Source organism: Rufibacter ruber, from assembly GCF_014138425.1.
Classification (GTDB): domain Bacteria; phylum Bacteroidota; class Bacteroidia; order Cytophagales; family Hymenobacteraceae; genus Nibribacter; species Nibribacter ruber_C.
In genome coordinates this window covers 99,886-118,669 of sequence record NZ_JACJIQ010000010.1, presented here as the reverse complement: position 1 = coordinate 118,669, position 18,784 = coordinate 99,886, and the positions used below count along the sequence as shown (strand labels likewise).

Sequence of the window (18,784 nt, the reverse complement as noted above, 5' to 3'; positions counted from 1 at the left end):
AAAGTTTCTTAGGCTATGAACGAGACTGAATTTTCTGTTTTAGGGCTGTTTTAGAGAAAACAGCCCTAAAACAGAAGTGGCTAATAGGGAATGCCCAGCCTTTGGTAGATAAAACTCAGCAACCACACCGGGCCAATGAGCAGGAACTGCAGGTCTTTGAGAAAGGAGGGTTTCTTGCCTTCTATCTTGTGCCCAATGAACTGCCCCACCCAGGCCCCAATAAAAATCAGCAGGCAGATAGCCCAGAGCGGGACGGAAGGCACCCTGTCCAGCTGGTAAACCACCCAGAGAAAGAATGCGCTCACCAGAACCATGCCCGCCGCCAGCCGCGGAGAGAGGAGTAGGTAGTAGACCATGGCCGCCAGCACAAACAGAATGCCCCAGTTAAGCAGAAAGGGCAGCTCCAGGAAGAAAGCCGGTACCGGAATAGACCAGATCAACCCCTCCAGGCTGATCATGATGGCGGGTACACAGATCCAGTGAATGGTTTTGTTCGTGCCGTTGCGGTGGCTCTCGGCGTATTCGTTTAGCAACTGGTGAAGGGCGGCCATGGCTTTTTTTAGGACCAATGTAACCAATCTGGCAGAAGAAGGAAAGCCCCACATCCCGCTGAGTTACAACTAGAAGAGACTTCCAAAGGAACTTATACCCTCAGCTCTGGTAGAAGTTGCTCAAGCCATTCTGGTAATCTGGACTAAAATCAAACGTATGGCAGTTTTTGGCGAAGGCAGCAGTACCCCGTGTCTCAACCACAGAGATGCGCTACTCACAGGGCGTAGGTTTGGGCGTTTTTGGCCCGTTTTTCTGAAAACAGGCCGAAAACAGGTTTTATGCCTGGGGCAGGTTGGACTGGTTTTTGCCAGACTAACACATATTAGCTATTTTTAAGATCTTATCAATTAACCCAATAGAATGAAGCACCAACGTTCTGCAGCCTCAGCTTTTTTACTGGCATCACTGCTGGTGGGGGGCTGTGCCAAAAATACCACTTCCAGTACCAGTACCGCCTCTGCCACCGCTTCAGCGGTGCAGGCGAAGGAAATGGTCTCTGTCACCCAGTCTTCACCCCCGCAAGTCACCGAGGGCGAGTTTACCTACGTGGCAGACCAGTTCGCCGACCTCCGGATTCTGCGGTACCGCGTGCCGGGCTTTGAGGAGCTCACCACGCAGCAGAAGGAGCTGCTCTATTACCTCTATGAAGCCGCTCTCTCTGGCCGTGACATCATCTATGACCAGAACTATAAGCACAACCTGCGCATACGCCGCACCTTAGACGCCCTTGTGGCGAACAAAAGAGACCGCTCCACGTCGCCAGACTGGGAAAAGCTGATGGAGTACACCAAGCGCGTCTGGTTCTCTAACGGCATCCACCACCATTACTCCACCAATAAGCTGGTGCCTGAGTTCAGCCAGGCCTTTCTGGCTGAGTCTATCAAAAAAGTGCCAGCCCGGCAGCTTCCGCTGCAGCCGGGTGAAAGCGTAGAGGCCTTTATCAACTGGATAACCCCCCTTCTCTTTGACCCCACTATTGCGCCCAAGCGCGTGAACCAGGCGGCGGGGCAGGACTTGATCGCCACTTCGGCCAACAATTACTATGAGGGCGTAACCCAGAAGGAGGTAGAGGATTTTTACGCGAAGAAGTCGAATAAGAAAGACCTCACCCCGGTTTCCCACGGGCTCAACTCCAAAGTAGTCAAAGAAAACGGCCAGCTGGTGGAGAAAGTCTGGAAAGTGGGCGGCATGTATGACGCCGCCATCAAACGCATTGTGTTCTGGCTGGAGAAGGCGATTCCGGTGGCCGAGAACGACCAGCAGCGTCTGGCCCTGCAGAAACTGGCCCAGTACTACCGCACCGGTGATCTGAAAGTGTTTGATGAGTACAACATTGCCTGGGTGAATGATGTGAATTCCAAGACAGATGTGGTCAACGGCTTCATTGAGGTGTACGGTGACCCGCTGGGCATCAAGGCTGCATATGAGTCAGTGGTCTCTTTCAGAGACGAAGAGGCCACCAAGCGCATCAAAGCCATTGGGGATCAGGCGCAGTGGTTTGAAGACAATTCGCCGCTGCTGCCCCAGCACAAGAAGAAGAACGTGGTAGGCATTACCGCCAAAGTGATTACCACCGTGGTAGAGGCCGGTGATGCCGCCCCGTCTACGCCCATTGGCATCAACCTGCCCAACGCCAACTGGATCAGGAAAGAGCACGGTTCCAAGTCAGTGAACCTGGGCAATATTGTGCACGCGTACAATGAGTCTGCCAACACCGGCGGAAGCGCCCTTTCTGAGTTTGCGTTCTCGCCGGAAGAGATTGACCGCGCCAAGAAGTATGGCTCCCTGGCCAGTGACCTGCACACTGACATGCACGAGGTGATTGGCCACGCCTCTGGCCAGATCAACCCTGGCGTAGGCACGCCCAAAGAAACTTTGAAAAGCTACGCCAGTACCATAGAAGAGGGGCGGGCTGACTTAGTGGCGCTTTATTATGTAATGGACCCCAAGTTGGTGCAGATTGGGGTCATGCCTTCTTTAGAAGCCGGCAAGGCCGAATATGATGGCTACATCAGAAACGGGTTGATGACCCAGCTCTCGCGCCTGGCCCCCGGGGAGCACCTGGAGGAAGCCCACATGCGCAACCGCCAGATGGTGGCGGGCTGGGTGTACGAGAAAGGCCAGAAAGACAAGGTGATTGAGAAAGTGACCCGTGACGGCAAAACGTATTTCAGAATCAATGATTACCAGAAGCTGCGCACCCTCTTTGGGCAGCTGCTGCGGGAAACCCAGCGCATTACCTCTGAAGGGGATTACAACGCCGCCAAGAACCTGGTGGAAACCTACGGCGTGAAAGTAGACCCTGCCCTGCACAAAGAGGTATTGCAGCGCTACAGCAAACTGAATATTGCCCCGTATGCCGGCTTCATCCAACCCAAGCTTTCACCGGTGGTAAAAGACGGCAAAGTAGTAGATGTGTTGATTACGTACCCTGCCAACTTTACCCAGCAGATGCTGGAGTACGGCGAAGTGTACAACCTGCTGCCCAACTATAACTAATTTCTGTTTTCGGGCTGTTTTTCTGAAAACAGCTTAAAAACAAGAAGCGCCTGATTTTTCAGGCGCTTCTTGTTTTTATAGGGCAACAGGATGTACAGCATGTCTGTATCTGTTAGCGGTGAGGGCCAGAATAGGGTTCTGCCAACGTTTTTTTTACCTTGCTAAACCGTGTGATGCGGATAAAAGCGCGGGGGCAGATTCTCACCAAAGCCGTTTGCCTCCCGGAAAAAAGCGAACAGGTACTTCCGTCTGTTAACCGGCAGCTCTCTCCTGCAGGATTTTCACCGTTACCAGCAGTTGGCCCACATGGCGCTGGGTATGTTCGGCGGCATGGAAAAGCAACCCCAGCACCGTAGACGGCAGCTGTACCCTGCCTACCCCTCTAGGTTGGGTTAGCTCCGGTTCCGGCGTTTGGGTAAGTTGGGCCAACGTTAAGTCAACCTGCAGGTTAAACGCCCCCAACAACTCCTGAACAGTGACCTTTTGCTGGGGAGGAATGCCTTCCTGTGAAAGGTAATGCAACTGTTCCTGTTGCAGGCCTTCACCGCGGGCGTACGTCAAAAGCCGGTCTAACACTCCGCACAGGTGCTGTAAGTGAAAACCAACCGAAGCCACCCCGGCAGGTCTCTGCCACAGCAGGTCATCAGAAAATTCCTGCAGGTATTCCTCCAGTTCTTCTTTGGCCTGCAGAAGGGCATGCGCTACTGGCTGCAGCAGCAGCGGGATATTCGCCACCGGACCGCGCAGCCATACTTCCGGGGCCTTTACTTTAGCCATAGTAACGTAAGTTTATGTGTGATGTGACCTCAACCAAAAGAGGGCAATCTGAGCAAAGATAGAATAACCGCTGTTTTGTCTTCATCTTTAAAAGATTAGCCTTTTAGCTGGCAGAGCACCAATGTATAGTAACTTGTTGAGCTATAGGTACATTTATTGGTCCTGCGGGGAGCAAAAGGAGGCGAACGGCAACAGCAAGTACTCCTCACTAACTTAATTCAACGGCAGGTTCATTTGAGAGACAAGTAGGTAGTTTGCCTTGGCTCAACGCTTAGCAGGTCATACACCAGCCGAGAGAAACCCCTATCTATTCTTCCATGACAAACGCCAGGAGCAGTTCTCTGTACCCCAGCGCCTAGGCACAATATTTCCGTTTTCGGGCTGTTTTTGCAAAAGGAGCCCTAAAACAGCAGCCTGGTTAAACGGTTTAATTTGCATCAAGTTCCCGGAAGGCAAAGCCAGGCACAAAGGGGTATAAAACAGAAATGCCCCACCAACCGGCGGGGCATTTCTGTTTCTTAACGCAGTCTATTCACTTATTGGATGAAGAGACGGAACTCAGCGCGGCGGTTTCTGGCACGGCCGGCGTTGGTGGTGTTTGGTGCCACTGGTCTTTCCTCACCAAACCCTTCTGTGATCACACGGTCAGAGCTGATGCCTTTGGTGTCTGTGAAGTAAGACTTGGCAGCTTCGGCACGGCGTACAGAAAGCTCCTGGTTGTACTCGTTAGAACCAATGTGGTCAGCGTGGCCAGAGATACGCAGGTTGTAGTGCGGATACTTGTTCAACATGGTTGAGATTCTGTCAAGAGTTGGGTATGAAGTTTTCTTCAGTACTGCTCTGTTGAATTCGAACTCAATCTTAGGAACACGGGCCATGTAGGTGCTGTCAGCGGCGTCTAGGCCTGGGCAACCCATGTTAGCGGCAGAACCGGCTACGTCTGGGCAACGGTCAACGTCATCATTCACACCGTCTCCGTCTTTGTCAAGTACCACTGGGCAACCGTTGGCATCTACCTGAGTACCGGCTGGGGTGCCTGGGCACTGGTCGTTTTTATCGGCTACGCCGTCACCGTCTGCATCTGGGCAACCTCTGGTTGCGGCAGTACCGGCCTGGTCTGGACACTCGTCTTCTGAGTCTCTGATACCGTCACCGTCTCTGTCTGGGCAGCCTTGCAGGGCAGCAGTACCGGCTTCGGTTGGGCACTGATCCTGATAATCTGGAACACCGTCACCGTCACCGTCTAACGGACATCCTTTTTTATCAACCTGTACACCGGCAGGGGTGTCTGGGCATTCGTCTCTTCTGTCAGAAACGCCGTCACCGTCTGTGTCTTTGGCTTTCCCTAAACCGAAGGAAACCCCAAACTGGTGCTGCAGGTAGCGGTCGTTCAACTCGTCAGTACCCTGCACCTTGATCCCGTCCAGCAAATCTGTAGATGGATAGTTGAAGGTAGATTGGGCAAAGATTTTGAAGTTGTCTGAGATTTTGAAGTTGATACCAGCCCCGGCGGCATAGTTCATGCGCAGGATGCCCTCATCATAAGAGGCTGGGGTGGAGCCGGTAGGGTAGTAGGCTTCTACACTGGCATACTGGGCACCTACGCTGGCCAACAGGTAAGGCTGAATAAAGGCGTTCTCATTCAGGATCTTACCGTTGTTCAACTTGAGTTTTAAGCCCAGGTTGGCGGTTCCCACTTCATCGTCAAAACGGGACATGCCGTTGGTGCCGTTGAAGTTGTACATTCCTTCCTGCTTCATGTTGAAGTAGTTCAACTGTAAAGCGACATCAAAAGAAGGAGACAGGTAACGGTTGATCCCAAGGCCGCCGCCCCAGGTTGAGTTACTCATGTCCCAGATGTCATTACGTAGGTTGGTACGTGCCTGAATGGCATTCGCGTATAGAGAGAGTCCCCAGGGCCTATCAGCAGACTGTGCGAAAGTTTCAGGGGTGGCACCCATAGACAGCAGGAACGCGCCTACCATGGATGCCTTAAGTAATGATTTCTTCATAGTTTTAAAGTAATTGGAATATAGTGTAATGCCCATATTTACATGTTTTAGAATAAAATGTTGCCTTTTCACTGAAAAAATAAAATGCAAGGGCGTGTAAATGGCAGAAGGTGAACTAGTTAAAATTTATAAAAGAAGGGCCTGATTTGCTGGTAGAAGGTTTTTTACAGGCCAAATACCAAGTTTTGCCTTGAGTGGCCCTAGACAGATTATTTATGAATATTTATAAAAAAAGGAGAGCGTTTGGGCTCTCCTTTGTATTATGTTATATAACAATTGCTATACTTAGGTCTTAGACGTTAAACCTGAAGTGCATAATGTCGCCGTCTTGCACCACGTACTCTTTGCCTTCCAGGGCCATTTTGCCAGCCTCTTTGATTTTAGCCTCGGTTTTATACTCCTGATAGTCTTTCAATTTGATTACCTCAGCCCTGATAAAGCCTTTCTCAAAGTCTGTGTGAATCACCCCGGCCGCCTGCGGCGCCTTCCAGCCTTTTCTAATGGTCCAGGCGCGTACTTCCTTTACCCCGGCGGTGAAGTAGGTGATCAGGTCCAGCAGGGCGTAAGAGGCTTTGATCAGGCGGTTCAGCCCAGATTCTGTTAAGCCGTACTCTCCCAGGAACAACTCTTTCTCCTCGGCATCTGTGAAATCAGCAATCTGGGCCTCAATGGCGGCAGAGATCACCACCACCTCGGCGTTCTCCTCTTTCACGTGCGCTTGCAGGGCGTCTAAGAATTTGTTGCCGGTCAGGATAGACTCCTCATCTACGTTGGCTACATAGATCACCGGTTTAATGGTGAGCAGCTGCAGATCTTCTACAGATTCCAGGTCTTCTTCTGAGTAATCAAGGGAGCGGGCGTTTTTGCCGCTTTCCAGGTGCTGCTTGAACCGTTGCAGCGAGGCAAACTCTTTCTTCGCCTTGGCGTCTCCAGACTTGGCGGTACGCTCCACCTTGGCAATTTTTTTGTCAATAGACTCCAGGTCTTTCAGCTGCAGCTCGGTGTCAATCACATCTTTGTCAAACACGGGGTCTACGCCGCCGGCCACGTGCACAATGTTAGGGTCATCAAAGCACCGCACCACGTGAATGATGGCGTCTACTTCTCTGATGTTAGCCAAAAACTTGTTGCCCAGGCCTTCGCCCTTGCTGGCGCCTTTCACCAGACCGGCAATGTCAACAAACTCCATGACGGTGGGTAGTACCCGCTCCGGGTGCACCAGTTCCTCCAGGATCTGGAGGCGCTCATCTGGCACGGTGATCACGCCCACGTTGGGCTCAATGGTACAGAAAGGGTAATTGGCAGATTCTGCCTTGGCGTTTGACAAAGCATTGAACAGCGTAGATTTGCCCACGTTTGGTAAACCCACTATTCCGCAACGAAGTCCCATATAAATAAGGTTGGTATAAGTTCAGGTGAAAATTCTGTGTTGGGCGGCTCCCTGCGCTGAGCAGGGCACCGCCTGAAACGGCCGCAAATATACGCAATCCCTTTTGAATGAGCGTTGGCCGGAAGAAAGGATCTGGTTTTGCTCCGGTCTGGGAGAAAAGCCCCATACCGCACAGGGCAGAGGCGTTTTGGGGTTGTTTTCAGAAAAACAGGTCAAAAACAGAAAAGAGGGGATGCAGCGGTTTCTGCCTGTTTTAGCAAAAACAGCCCGGAAACAGGAACCGGGAAGGCATAAAAAAAGCTCACGCGAGGCATGAGCTTGGGGAGAATTGAAAGCGGGACTATTCCCACTTCAGTTCTTCATCCACAGCGGCTTCTGTTTCAGCATGCTCCAGACGTTCCAGTTCAGCCAGTGCCTCTTCAGATAACAATTCGCCTTTCACGTGGTTAACGGTATCCTGCAGCGCTTCCATGAACTTGGCAAAGTCTTCTTTGTACAGGAAAATCTTGTGCTTTTCGTAAGAGTAGTTGTCATCCTTGAACTTTCTCTTGCTCTCTGTGATAGTCAGATAATAATCATTGGAGCGGGTTGACTTCACATCAAAGAAATAGGTGCGCTTTCCTGCTCTTACTCTTTGCGAGTAGATTTCTGCTTTGTCGTTGTTCTCTTCCACCATAACTTGAAGGGTTCCTAAAGTATTTGAGGTAGCCAATTTAAAAGAACTGTTTCATATCTAAAAATTTTTAAGATTAATTTTAATAGTTAAATTCGAATGTACTAATGTTCCAAGAGGGGCTCCTTGCCGTGATAAACCGCATTATCCTGCTCATTCTCTGCTTCTTGCCGTATTTTTCAGCAGCGGGCGTTACGCCGCAAAAGGGAAAAGCGACGTATTACGCTTCTTCATTTAATGGAAAAAAGACTACTACCGGGGAGCCGTACAACCCAAAATCTTACACTGCCGCCCATGCCACGCTGCCTTTGCACTCGTATGTACGGGTGCAAAATCTGCAGAATGGCCGGAGTGTGGTGGTCAGGATCAATGACCGCATGAGCCGTAAATCACGGTTTATCATTGACGTTTCTACCGTGGCGGCCAAAGAGCTGAAGATTTATGGGAAGGGAATGGGGCAGGTGCGGCTTACCCGTATAAGTAAACAGGAGGCACTGGCGTTACAGAAGAAAGAAAAGAAACAGCATGAGCAGAATAACGGTTGACCTAGACAGTGTACGGCACCTGAAGAACCTGGAGTTTCTGGCCAAGCGGCTGGTAGAGGGGTTTATTACCGGATTGCACAAGTCGCCGTACCACGGGTTTTCCGTTGAATTCTCAGAGCACCGCCTTTACAACTCCGGCGAGAGCACCCGCCACATGGACTGGAAAGTCTTTGCCCGCACAGATAAGCTCTTTGTGAAGCGGTATGAGGAGGAAACCAACCTGCGGTGCCAGCTGCTGCTGGATGTCTCCGGGTCCATGTATTACCCCACCGCCAACTACGGCAAACTTGCCTACGCCGTGCTGAGTGCGGCGGCGCTGGCCACCCTGCTGCAAAAACAGCGCGATGCGGTAGGCCTCACCACCTTCTCTGATGTCATTGAGTTGCAGACCCCCATTAAATCAACCGGGGCCCACCTGCATACGCTGCTCCTGCATTTGCAGCAACAGCTGCAGAAGTCGGCCCCCCCGCAGAAGGAAACCAAAGTGGCCGCCATGCTGCACCATGTGGCGCAGCAGCTGCCCAAGCGTTCGCTGGTGATTTTGTTCAGTGACCTGCTAAGCCAATATGAGCAGCTGGATGAGATTTTTCTGGCGCTCCAGCACCTGCGCCACCAGCAGCACGAAGTCTTGCTTTTCCATTTCACCCACGCCGAGACCGAAGAGGAATTCCAGTTCCCTGACCGCCCCTTTACCTTTATTGGTCTGGAGAACGGGGAGAAAGTGAAGGTACAGCCGGCCGAGCTGCGGGAAACCTACGTGGCGGCTATGCGGCAGTTTAAGAACGAACTGAAGCTGCGGTGCGGGCAGTACCGGATTGATCTGGTGTCGGTTGACCTGCGGGATCCTATTGAGAAGGTGCTGCAGGCGTATTTGGTGAAGAGGCAGAAGGTAAGGTGATCTGGGGTTCTGTGAGTTGTTCTTGAATATTCAGGTAGCTTTTGGTGAAGCTTGTCTGATCCCCTGGCTTTGCCGTTTGCTCCGGTGCGACATCACTTTTCTGTTTCATGGTTTCCGCTATGCGCTCACGGCCGCGGGGCCCCGTCCTGGCGATTCGCACTGCTGCTTCTCTAAACCTTCGGTTTTGCTGCTAAAGCAGCACCAAGAACCAGAGGCGCTCATCCCCACGACTGGTCTCTGTTCCTTCCCTGAACAGCTTGTGCAGTCATGTCTGCCTCTGCAGGTAACCGTTGCTGATCCGCTAGCCTGTGGCGAACCCGTGCTGCGCACATCAGTCATGGGCAGAAGTGTTTGCTGCTGATTGCTCGAGGCTGCAGATGGTTGCTATTGCGGCTGCTACAGGCACCGCTGCCCGCTGCTGGCGCGAGTCTCCAGACTCGTGCCTGATGATGACGGGGAGTCTCTGACTACCCTCGCTGCCGGGCAGCGATAGTACGCCGTGGTGATCAATTCGTGCTTCAATTCTTGGACTCCCGCTGGCGCGAGCTTGCAGCTAGTGCCTTTTTACTGGTCTTGCTGTTGTTGGTGATCTGTCACGCCTGAAACTTGGGCATACCTCCTTGGCGGCAGTTTGGAACAGCCATGAAGCAAAGCCTTACCTTACTTTTGCATAGAACTGCTGCAATAGTGCGGAAGCTACTGACGTGCCTTACATATAGTAAAGCTGTTTAGTGTTTTGATAGAAATGGTTTGGCAATGATTCAAGTTTCTGTTTTCGGGCTGTTTTTCAGAAAACAGCCTGAAAACAGAAACCAATGGCTAGTGAAAAACCGTACCCGGCAGCTTTTGGCTGCCAGTTTCAAAAACTCTAAACATCTTCTTTATATAAAAGGAATAGACCACTCCTGATTCTGCATTAGAATATCCCTTTCTTAGCTTTTCCCTTAAATAGTGATAAAACAACCCTTACGGTAAGGGTTTGAGCAGGATATCGGCGAAGCCGTGGGTGGTGTCTGTGAAATAGTCTTCTACTTCATACTGGCAGGCGGCGGCCATCTCGTGGATCTGCCTGAGGGAGTATTTGTAGGAGTTTTCAGTGTGAATGGCTTCCCAGGCCTCAAAGGAGAAAGTTTGCTGAAGGGCTTGCACGTGTACCTCCTGCGGCTGCTTGCTGATGAGAAAGCTGCGCATAGCGCCTTCTACGGGGTCATACTCAGCAAAGTGCTGGAACTGCTCCAGGGCAAAATCTGCCGAAAGCTCCTGGTTAATGCGGTGCAGCAGGTTCAGGTTGAAGGCAGAGGTGACACCGGCGGCATCATCATAGGCCCGCCTAATCTTCTCCGGGTCCTTGCGCAAATCAACCCCTACAAGCACGCGGTCCTGGGGGGAGAGTTTTCGGCGCAGTTCGCAGAGAAACTGCTGGGCTTCTCCGGGGGCAAAATTCCCGATGTTGGAGCCCAGGAACAACAACAGTTTGCGGGCTGGACTCTGCTCGTTAAGCCATTGCAGGCCCTGCACATACTCGGCGGCCAGGCCGGTGACTTTCAAAGTAGGATAGGTTGCCTGCAGTTCTTCCAGCAAGTGTTCAACCTGCCGGGGCGAAATATCCAGCGGCACAAAATTGAAATCAGTTTGCTGGGAGACCAGTTCCTTGATCAAAAGTTTGGTTTTAAGCGCATCTCCGGCACCAAGGTCCACCAGCTGGAACGGCTCCTGGGTGCCAAAGGCAAAGAGGATCTCTTTGCGCTGTTTGTCCAGAATCTCGTGCTCCAGTTCAGTGAGGTAGTACTCTGGCAGCTCCATGATTTGCTGGAACAGCTGGCTGCCCCTGGCATCATAGAAGAACTTTGAGGAGAGTTTTTTGGGGAACTGGCTTAACCCCTGGGCAACATCCTGGGCCAGCCCGCTGTCTTTTTGGTCATTGGTTGGCAACAGGTTGATGAACTGCTGTAAAGAGGTGGTAGCCTTTGGGGTCATATTCAAATGTAGGTTTATCTTTTGGCCAGCCTGATGCCGGTGAACTGCCAGCGTTTGTCTGCATGAAAGAAGTTACGATACGTGGGCCTGATATGGTTTTGCGGAGTAGCGCAGGAGCCGCCTCTGAGCACCATCTGGTTGATCATGAACTTACCGTTGTACTCGCCAATAGCACCGGGGGCGGTTTCAAAGTGAGGGTAGGGCAGGTAGCTGCTGTAAGTCCATTCCCAGGTGTTGCCCAGCAACTGGGCGGCATAGGGTTGTTCTGCGGGAAACACGGCTGGCACCGGCTGGTACCGCTCACTCTCCACAAAGTTGCCGGTTGCCAAGGGGTTAGGGTATTTCTGCGACAGTGCCTCCCATTCAAACTCAGTCAACAGCCGGTGCCCTGACCAGTTGGCATAGGCCAGGGCCTCATAGAAGCAGACATGGGTGACCGGTGCTGCCAGGTCAAGCGGCTGCAGCCCGTGCAGGGTAAACTGGAACCATTGATCCTCCTGCTGCAGCCAATAAAGGGGCGCCTGCCACTGCTGGGCCTGCACCAGTTGCCAGCCCTCTTCCAGCCAGTGCCTGAAATCAGCGTAGCCGCCGTCTTGCATGAAACGCAGGTATTCACCGTTGGTCACCGGGGCAGCCTGGGCCTCAAAGGCAGGTATAAACACCTGATGCGCCTGTAGCTCATTGTCAAAGCAGAAGCCCTGGCCCCGGTGCCCAACGGTGTAAAGGCCTTCTGGCACGGGGAGCCATCTGTTTTGGGGCTGTTTTTCAGAAAACAGGCCCAAAACAGCCGTTGCCGGGCTGGGCAGGTAAGCGGGCAGCAGCGGGTTGCAACTCAGAATGTACTTGATGTCTGTCACCAGCAGCTCCTGGTGCTGTTGCTCATGCTGCAGGCCCAGTTCCAGCACGGCGGCTAGTTCCGGCTTCTCCTGAAGCAGGGTGTCTGCCAGGACTTTTTCCATGTACTGGTCCACATGTTGGCGGTACGCGTAAATGTCTTGCAGCGGAGGTCTGGAAAGGGTGCCCCGGTCTGAGCGCGCAATGCGGCTGCCCATGCTGTTGTAGTACGAGTTAAACAGAAATGCGTACTGCGGGTGGAAGTGCTTGTAGCCGCTAACGTGGGGCTGCAGGATAAACATCTCAAAAAACCAGGTTGTGTGCCCCAGGTGCCACTTTGGCGGGCTCACGTCTACCATGGGCTGCATCACGGTGTCTTCTGGGGTGAGGGGCGCGCAGAGTTTTTCGGTTTGCCGCCGTACCGCCCGGTAACGGGCCAGGTACAGCTCCGGCTGGGTATTCAGGGCGTGCTGCATGTGGTTTCTACGGATTGTTCCTTCCTAAACTTAGATCCCGTAAAAAGGTTATAATTTTACTTTCTCTTACTCGTGCCATGCCCATAGTTGTCACTCCGTTTTTCAGGAAACTCCTGTTCAAGTTTGATGCCCGCACCTCCAGAGGGGCCATGCGGGAGCACCATGCCCACTATATTCGCATTCACCATACAGACAACCCGCAGGTGCAGGGGTGGGGGGAGTGCTCGCCGCTGCCCGGGCTGAGCCTTGATTACCGCCCAGACTTCTACCAGGTGCTGCAGGAACTGTGCCGGGAGTACAACTCCCTGGAACTCAAGCGGGGGCAAGAGGAGGAAGGCGAATATTTTTGGCTGAAGCTGCAGGACTTCCCCTCTATTTTATTCGCCTGGGAAACCGCCTGGGTTGATTTTCTGAGGGGGGGCAACAAAGTGCTCTACAAGTCAAGCTTCACCAGAGGGGAAAGCGGGATTAAGATGAACGGACTGGTCTGGATGGGAGAGGCTGCCTTTATGCGGGAACAGATTGAGAAGAAGCTGGAACAGGGTTTTACGTGCCTCAAATTGAAAATTGGCGGGCTTGACTTTGTGCAGGAAATCAAGATCCTCAGGGAAATCAGGAAAGTGGCGGGTGCCGACCAACTGGAGCTGCGGCTAGATGCCAACGGCGCGTTTACGGTGCAGGAAGCGGAGGAGAAACTCAGGGAGCTGGCTTTGTTTGACATTCATTCTATTGAGCAGCCCATCAGGCAGGGGCAACTTGAGGCCATGCAGCTCCTATGTGGTGTGTCGCCCATCCCTATAGCCCTTGATGAGGAGTTAATAGGCGTACAGGGAACCGAGCAGAAATGGAAGTTGCTGGATTTCATTCGTCCAGCCTATGTGATTTTAAAGCCAACTTTAACCGGCGGGCTTTCCTCTTCCCGGAGCTGGATTCAGGTGGCCGAGTCATTGGGTATAGCCTGGTGGCTCACCTCAGCACTTGAGTCTAACATTGGCCTGAACGCCATTGCCCAGTTTGCCGCCGAGTTCCACAACCCGCTTCCGCAGGGCTTGGGTACCGGGCAGTTATACCACAACAACCTGGCGTCACCGCTGCAGGTAAGAGGCGAGGAGCTGTGGTACAACCCGGAGCAGAGCTGGGAGCTGCCAACCTAAACATCCTGTTTTCGGGCTGTTTTTCTGAAAACAGCCCGAAAACAGGAACTGCTGAAACGGAGGGGGAGAAACGGTTATTTTTCCAGCAGCGCTTTGACCAGTTGCGGCACGCCCACCGTTGCCTTCTCCTGGATTATAGTCACATTACGGCGGTGGCTCAGAGCAGGGGTGTGCGGGTCAACCAGGTAAACAGGGGTGTCATGCGGGGCGTAAGACAAGAGCCCGGCAGCCGGGTACACTTGCAGGCTGGTGCCAATGACCAGAAAATAATCTGCCGTTAAGGCTTCTTCAATGGCCTGTTCCATCATGGGCACGGCTTCGCCGAACCAGACAATATTGGGTCGCAGCTGATATCCTTTCTCGCATAAGTCCCCCAGGTTCAGTTCCCAACCCGTCATGGGGTAAACCAAAGATTCATCATAGGTGCTCCGGCTTTCAAAGAGCTTGCCGTGCAGGTGCAGAATGTGGGAGGAACCCGCGCGTTCATGCAGGTCATCTACATTTTGGGTGATGATACGCACGTCATACTTCTGCTCCAGGTCCACCAGCGCCCTGTGTCCTGCATTTGGCTCCACCCCCTGCGCGCTCTTGCGCCGCTGGTTGTAAAACTCCAGTACCAGTTCAGGATTCCTGCGCCACCCTTCCGGCGAGGCTACAGCCATGACATCATGGCCTTCCCAGAGACCGTTGGCATCTCTGAAAGTGGCCAAACCGCTTTCAGCACTAATTCCTGCCCCGGTGAGTACTACAACTTTCTGCCGCATAACACTAAGTAAATGAAGAGGTAAGGGTGTCTTGGGTTTAGTAGGGGTTACCACATTCCCGTTTACTTATTCCCTTTCTAAAAGATTCAGAAGTCTGGAAACAGAAACTCCGTTTTTGGCCTGTTTTTAGAAAAACAGGCCAAAAACGGAGTGACAAAGATTATGCGCCGCCTTTAGCCTTTAGCTTGACTTCTTTTTAGTGGCAGGCTTGGTGGTGGTTCCTTTCTTGGCGGCTGCTTTTTTGGCCGGGGCTTTCTTGGCGGCGGCTGGGGTGTCTGCCGTGGCCGCTTTCTTCTTGAAACCTCCCCGCGCGGGTTTGTCTGGCGTCTTCTCTGCCAAGTCCAGACACTGCTCCAGCGTCAGTTCTGCCGGCTCTTGCCCCTTGGGGATTTTCACGTTCTTCTTGCCCACCACAATGTAAGGCCCAAAACGGCCATTCAGCACTTGCACGTCCGGGTTCTCCGGGAATGATTTGATCAGCTTCTCGGCATCTGCCTTGCGTTTGGCCTCAATAAGGGCTACGGCTTCCTGCTCTGTCACCAGCAGCGGGTCCAGGTCTTTGGGCAGCGAGTAGAACTTGCTGTTGTGCTGAATGTAGGGGCCAAACCGGCCAATGGCGGCTTTCATGTCCTTGCCTTCGAACTCACCTACCACGCGCGGCAACTTGAATAATTCCAAGGCTTGCTCTAAGGTGATAGACTCCAGGAACTGTCCCTTGCGCAGGCTGGCATAGGCCGGTTTGGCATCTGTGCCCTCTACCTCTTCCCCTAGCTGCACATACGGCCCAAAGCGCCCCAGCTTGGCAATCACTTTCATGCCAGAGACCGGGTCAACGCCTAGTTCGCGGGCCCCGCTTACGGTAGACCTTTCAACGTGAGCACTGCTTTCAATGGTTTTATGAAAACTTGAGTAGAAGGTGTCAATCATTTTGTCCCACTGCTTCTTACCGCTGGCTATCTCATCAAATTCTTCTTCTACCCTGGCGGTGAAGGAATAGTCAATCACACTTTCAAAATGGGAGACCAGAAAATCAGTGACCACCATGGCAATGTCAGTGGGGAACAGCTTGGCTTTTTCGGCCCCGGCCATCTCTGTTTTCTGCTGCGCCGTGATCTGGTCTTTCTCCAGAGTAAGTACCTGGTAAGGCCGCTCTTTCCCTTCTCTATTGTCTTTTTCCACGTAGCCGCGTTTTTGAATGGTAGAGATGGTAGGCGCGTACGTAGACGGGCGCCCAATGCCCATTTCCTCCAGTTTTTTCACCAGGCTCGCCTCTGTGAAGCGCGGGGCTGGGCGGCTGAAGCGCTGGGTGGCCTGCAGGCGCTGCAGTTGCAGCGCCTGGCCTTCTGAGAGCGGAGGCAACATGCCTTTCACATCATCATCGGCCAGTTCCTCGTCATCTGTAGACTCTGAGTACACTTTCAGGAAACCTTCAAAGCGCACCACTTCGCCGGTGGCGATGAGTCTCTCTGGCTGGCCGCTAATGCTGATGGTGGCGGTAGTTTTCTCTATCTCGGCGTCTGCCATCTGCGAGGCAATGGCGCGTTTCCTGATCAGGTCATAGAGGCGCTGCTCATTGCGGTCATCACTCACGTGGGTGGCGGCAAAGTCAGTGGGCCTGATAGATTCGTGGGCCTCCTGCGCCTGCTTTGATTTGGTCTTGTACTGGCGGGTCTTCACGTAGTTGTCCCCAAAACTGCGGGCAATTTCGGCGGCAGCCGCCGTCATGGCATCCTGAGACAGGTTCACCGAGTCTGTACGCATGTAGGAGATCTTACCGGCCTCATACAGGCGCTGCGCCACGGTCATGGTCTGGGCAACAGAGAAGTAAAGTTTGCGGCTGGCCTCCTGCTGCAGGGTGGAGGTGGTGAAGGGCGGGGCAGGGGTGCGCTTGGTTGGTTTTTTCTCCAGGCTCTCAATGGTGAAGGCCGCGCCAATGCAGCGCCTGAGGAAATCCTCTGCCTCTTCACGGGTTTTGAAGCGGGTGTTCAACTCTGCCTCCAGTCTCTTGCCACCGGCGTCAAACTGCGCCACCACCTTAAAGGCCGACTCCGCTTTGTGGCTCTCAATTTCCCGCTCCCGCTCTACCACCAGGCGTACCGCCACTGACTGTACACGGCCGGCGGAAAGGCCGGTTTTGATTTTCTTCCAGAGCACCGGTGACAGCTCAAACCCCACCAGACGGTCCAGCACGCGCCGTGCCTGCTGGGCGTTCACCAGGTTCACATCAATGGTGCGCGGGTTCTCAATGGCGTTTAAAATGGCATTCTTGGTGATCTCCCTGAACACAATGCGGCGGGTTTTGGCCTCGTTCAGGTTCAGGGCCTCGGCCAGATGCCAGGAAATGGCCTCCCCCTCGCGGTCCTCATCAGAGGCGAGCCAGACCACCTCTGCCTCTTTGGCCAATTTCTTAAGTTGGGAGATGACCTCTTTTTTGTCAGAGTTTATGACATAAGTTGGCTTGAATCCGTTTTGAATATCAATTGCGTTGTTATCTTTGGGGAGGTCGCGCACGTGTCCGAAGCTGGATTTTACAATAAAATCCTTGCCTAGATAGCCTTCAATGGTCTTGGCCTTGGCCGGCGACTCCACAATAACTAAGTTTTTTATCATACAGGAAAAGAGGCGGGCAGTGCCCAAAAATTTTTCAAAGATGAAGTAATTTTCTGAGACAATGCAAACCGGTAGTGAAGGAGACGGTTTCTCAGTAGGTACTTAAATATATACCAAGACTCTGTAAAAAGGTTTTTTAGCCATCTAGTAGAATGAAGAATCTTTTATTGATGCGGCACGCCACGGCGGCCGAAAAAGAAACGGGGCAGCAGGATGCTGACCGGGAACTGACTCTTTTTGGGGAGCGCCAGGCTGGCGAGATGGGTATCAAGCTGAAGAGCCTGGGGCTGGTGCCAGAGCTGGTTCTGTGCAGCCCCGCCGTACGCACCCGCGCCACCGTTGAGAACCTCATGGCCGAGGTGGGGCGCAACCTGCCTTTGCAGCTGGAGCAGGTGATCTACCATGGCTCTGAGACTGAAATCTGCCGTCTTGTCTCAGATGTTTCTGATGAGGTAGACACTCTGCTGCTGGTGGGGCACAATCCGGTGATCTCTTTTCTGGCCGCCATGCTCCAGCATGAAGGGCAAGAGCCTGTAAACTTTCTACCGGCCACCGTGGCCCACCTGCATTTCACCGGCATGACGTGGGAGCATTTGCGGGCGGGCACCTGTAAACTGCAGGCTCTCTACACCGCGTAGCCTTTCTGTTTTTGGCCTGTTTTCTTGAAAACAGGCCAAAAACAGAAATGGATTGGCGTTTTCTTTTGTAGTTTAGCGCAGTTTCAGCGGTGAAAAATTTATTTTAGATTTTCTGCAACCTATGCCAGCAACCATCGTATCGGTCATCAACCAAAAAGGGGGTACGGGTAAAACCACCACTACCATTAACCTGGGAAGTGCCCTCCAGAAACTGGGAAAACGCGTTTTGTTGATCGATCTTGACCCCCAAGCCAACCTCTCTTATTCCTTAGGTATCACGGAGCCCGCCTGTACGCTGGCCGAGGTCTTTTCCGGGCAGCAGAAACTCACTGACTGCCTGCAGGAGAGAAACGGTCTCTGGGTGGCCCCGGGCTCCAATGAACTGGTTGATATAGAGATTTCACTGGTAAGCCAGAAGGAGCGGGAGCTGTTCCTGCAGTACATGCTGCGGGAGGTGGAAGGCTTTGACTACATCCTGATTGACTGCCCGCCTTCCCTGTCCCTGTTGACCTTGAACGCGCTGGTGGCCTCTACTGAGGTGGTCATTCCTTTGCAGATGGAAGTGCTTACCCTGCAGGGGTTGGGGCAAATCCTGAACACGGTGGCGCAGATCAGGGAAACGCTGAACCCTAACCTGCGGGTGAAGGGCATAGTGGTGGTCATGTTTGACAAGCGCCGCAAGTTGAGCTCTGAGATTGAAGATTACCTGAAGGAGAACATTGATGAATACATCTTCCACCAGCGCATCAGGCTGAACGTTAAACTGGCAGAGGCGCCTTCCTTTGGGCAAAGTGTGCTGGATTATGACGCATCTTCTTATGGGGCCAAAGATTACCTGGGGTTGGCCAAAGAATTTGTATCAATTTCTTAGCAAGGGAAACTTTCAGAAGTCTTATAATATTAGTAAATTGCGTGGTGGGCAGATTAGCAGCGCCACCGCATTAAAATTAAATTGGCATCTTTTGCCGCAGCAGATACATAACGC

Annotated in this window: 15 protein-coding genes; 6 read left to right on the top strand and 9 right to left on the bottom strand. The window is 52.7% G+C overall.

Annotation, left to right across the window (positions count from 1 at the left end; translation table 11 throughout):
* Positions 1-80: 80 nt before the first annotated feature.
* Complete coding sequence (locus tag FHS90_RS13045; RefSeq protein ID WP_182513373.1) at positions 81-551, bottom strand: Mpo1 family 2-hydroxy fatty acid dioxygenase; 471 nt, start codon at positions 549-551, stop codon at positions 81-83.
* Positions 552-912: 361 nt separating this feature from the next.
* Here FHS90_RS13045 and FHS90_RS13040 point away from each other — a divergent pair, with 361 nt between their 5' ends.
* Entirely contained in the window at positions 913-3,051 is a 2,139-nt protein-coding gene (locus FHS90_RS13040) for a dipeptidyl-peptidase 3 family protein (RefSeq protein WP_246387002.1), read from the top strand.
* 252 nt (positions 3,052-3,303) lie between these two features.
* Here FHS90_RS13040 and FHS90_RS13035 read toward each other — a convergent pair whose 3' ends face one another.
* From FHS90_RS13035 to FHS90_RS13020, 4 genes are all read right to left on the bottom strand, one after another.
* Positions 3,304-3,828: a DinB family protein gene (locus FHS90_RS13035; RefSeq protein ID WP_182513372.1), complete on the bottom strand. Its 525-nt coding sequence runs from the start codon at positions 3,826-3,828 to the stop codon at positions 3,304-3,306.
* A 536-nt stretch (positions 3,829-4,364) separates the two neighbouring features.
* Positions 4,365-5,840: an OmpA family protein gene (locus tag FHS90_RS13030; protein ID WP_074987987.1), complete on the bottom strand. Its 1,476-nt coding sequence runs from the start codon at positions 5,838-5,840 to the stop codon at positions 4,365-4,367.
* Positions 5,841-6,132: 292 nt separating this feature from the next.
* Positions 6,133-7,230: a redox-regulated ATPase YchF gene (gene ychF, locus FHS90_RS13025; RefSeq protein ID WP_066836327.1), complete on the bottom strand. Its 1,098-nt coding sequence runs from the start codon at positions 7,228-7,230 to the stop codon at positions 6,133-6,135.
* A gap of 340 nt (positions 7,231-7,570) precedes the next feature.
* Positions 7,571-7,903, bottom strand: coding sequence for a DUF3276 family protein (locus tag FHS90_RS13020; protein ID WP_066836373.1), 333 nt, complete (start codon positions 7,901-7,903; stop codon positions 7,571-7,573).
* 107 nt (positions 7,904-8,010) lie between these two features.
* On the opposite strand from FHS90_RS13020, the gene FHS90_RS13015 reads away from it, so the two are divergent.
* Positions 8,011-8,448 carry a septal ring lytic transglycosylase RlpA family protein gene (locus FHS90_RS13015; protein WP_066836331.1) on the top strand — a complete coding sequence of 146 codons (438 nt, stop codon included), beginning with the start codon at positions 8,011-8,013 and terminating at the stop codon, positions 8,446-8,448.
* Entirely contained in the window at positions 8,429-9,346 is a 918-nt protein-coding gene (locus tag FHS90_RS13010) for a DUF58 domain-containing protein (protein ID WP_182513371.1), read from the top strand. The genes FHS90_RS13015 and FHS90_RS13010 overlap by 20 nt, the downstream gene beginning before the upstream one ends.
* A 966-nt stretch (positions 9,347-10,312) precedes the next feature.
* Here FHS90_RS13010 and egtD read toward each other — a convergent pair.
* Positions 10,313-11,323 (bottom strand): L-histidine N(alpha)-methyltransferase, encoded by a 1,011-nt coding sequence (egtD, locus tag FHS90_RS13005; protein ID WP_182513370.1) that lies wholly within the window; start codon positions 11,321-11,323, stop codon positions 10,313-10,315.
* Positions 11,324-11,337: 14 nt separating this feature from the next.
* On the bottom strand, positions 11,338-12,633 hold the full coding sequence (gene egtB, locus FHS90_RS13000) for an ergothioneine biosynthesis protein EgtB (protein ID WP_182513369.1): 1,296 nt from the start codon (positions 12,631-12,633) through the stop codon (positions 11,338-11,340).
* A 77-nt stretch (positions 12,634-12,710) separates the two neighbouring features.
* Here egtB and FHS90_RS12995 point away from each other — a divergent pair, with 77 nt between their 5' ends.
* The gene (locus tag FHS90_RS12995; RefSeq protein ID WP_182513368.1) at positions 12,711-13,787 is read left to right on the top strand and encodes an o-succinylbenzoate synthase; all 1,077 of its coding nucleotides are present in this window, start codon (positions 12,711-12,713) and stop codon (positions 13,785-13,787) included.
* A 74-nt stretch (positions 13,788-13,861) separates the two neighbouring features.
* Here the strand turns inward: FHS90_RS12995 and FHS90_RS12990 are convergent, their stop codons facing one another.
* Together FHS90_RS12990 and topA are read right to left on the bottom strand one after the other, a co-directional pair.
* Positions 13,862-14,551 carry an SIR2 family NAD-dependent protein deacylase gene (locus FHS90_RS12990; protein ID WP_182513367.1) on the bottom strand — a complete coding sequence of 230 codons (690 nt, stop codon included), beginning with the start codon at positions 14,549-14,551 and terminating at the stop codon, positions 13,862-13,864.
* A 180-nt stretch (positions 14,552-14,731) separates the two neighbouring features.
* Positions 14,732-17,161: a type I DNA topoisomerase gene (gene topA, locus FHS90_RS12985; protein WP_182513366.1), complete on the bottom strand. Its 2,430-nt coding sequence runs from the start codon at positions 17,159-17,161 to the stop codon at positions 14,732-14,734.
* A gap of 152 nt (positions 17,162-17,313) precedes the next feature.
* Between topA and FHS90_RS12980 the strand changes: the two genes are divergently transcribed.
* Both FHS90_RS12980 and FHS90_RS12975 read left to right on the top strand, forming a co-directional pair.
* Entirely contained in the window at positions 17,314-17,799 is a 486-nt protein-coding gene (locus FHS90_RS12980; protein ID WP_182513365.1) for a SixA phosphatase family protein, read from the top strand.
* 121 nt (positions 17,800-17,920) lie between these two features.
* Positions 17,921-18,670 carry a ParA family protein gene (locus FHS90_RS12975; protein ID WP_182513364.1) on the top strand — a complete coding sequence of 250 codons (750 nt, stop codon included), beginning with the start codon at positions 17,921-17,923 and terminating at the stop codon, positions 18,668-18,670.
* Positions 18,671-18,784: the final 114 nt, after the last annotated feature.

Excerpts from the sequence above, each read along its gene's own strand:
- FHS90_RS13045 (WP_182513373.1), bottom strand. The coding sequence starts at position 551 with ATGGCCGCCCTTCACCAGTTGCTAAACGAATACGCCGAGAGCCACCGC.
- FHS90_RS13040 (WP_246387002.1), top strand. The coding sequence starts at position 913 with ATGAAGCACCAACGTTCTGCAGCCTCAGCTTTTTTACTGGCATCACTG.
- FHS90_RS13035 (WP_182513372.1), bottom strand. The coding sequence starts at position 3,828 with ATGGCTAAAGTAAAGGCCCCGGAAGTATGGCTGCGCGGTCCGGTGGCG.
- FHS90_RS13030 (WP_074987987.1), bottom strand. The coding sequence starts at position 5,840 with ATGAAGAAATCATTACTTAAGGCATCCATGGTAGGCGCGTTCCTGCTG.
- ychF (WP_066836327.1), bottom strand. The coding sequence starts at position 7,230 with ATGGGACTTCGTTGCGGAATAGTGGGTTTACCAAACGTGGGCAAATCT.
- FHS90_RS13015 (WP_066836331.1), top strand. The coding sequence starts at position 8,011 with ATGTTCCAAGAGGGGCTCCTTGCCGTGATAAACCGCATTATCCTGCTC.
- FHS90_RS13010 (WP_182513371.1), top strand. The coding sequence starts at position 8,429 with ATGAGCAGAATAACGGTTGACCTAGACAGTGTACGGCACCTGAAGAAC.
- egtD (WP_182513370.1), bottom strand. The coding sequence starts at position 11,323 with ATGACCCCAAAGGCTACCACCTCTTTACAGCAGTTCATCAACCTGTTG.
- egtB (WP_182513369.1), bottom strand. The coding sequence starts at position 12,633 with ATGCAGCACGCCCTGAATACCCAGCCGGAGCTGTACCTGGCCCGTTAC.
- FHS90_RS12995 (WP_182513368.1), top strand. The coding sequence starts at position 12,711 with ATGCCCATAGTTGTCACTCCGTTTTTCAGGAAACTCCTGTTCAAGTTT.
- FHS90_RS12990 (WP_182513367.1), bottom strand. The coding sequence starts at position 14,551 with ATGCGGCAGAAAGTTGTAGTACTCACCGGGGCAGGAATTAGTGCTGAA.
- topA (WP_182513366.1), bottom strand. The coding sequence starts at position 17,161 with ATGATAAAAAACTTAGTTATTGTGGAGTCGCCGGCCAAGGCCAAGACC.
- FHS90_RS12980 (WP_182513365.1), top strand. The coding sequence starts at position 17,314 with ATGAAGAATCTTTTATTGATGCGGCACGCCACGGCGGCCGAAAAAGAA.
- FHS90_RS12975 (WP_182513364.1), top strand. The coding sequence starts at position 17,921 with ATGCCAGCAACCATCGTATCGGTCATCAACCAAAAAGGGGGTACGGGT.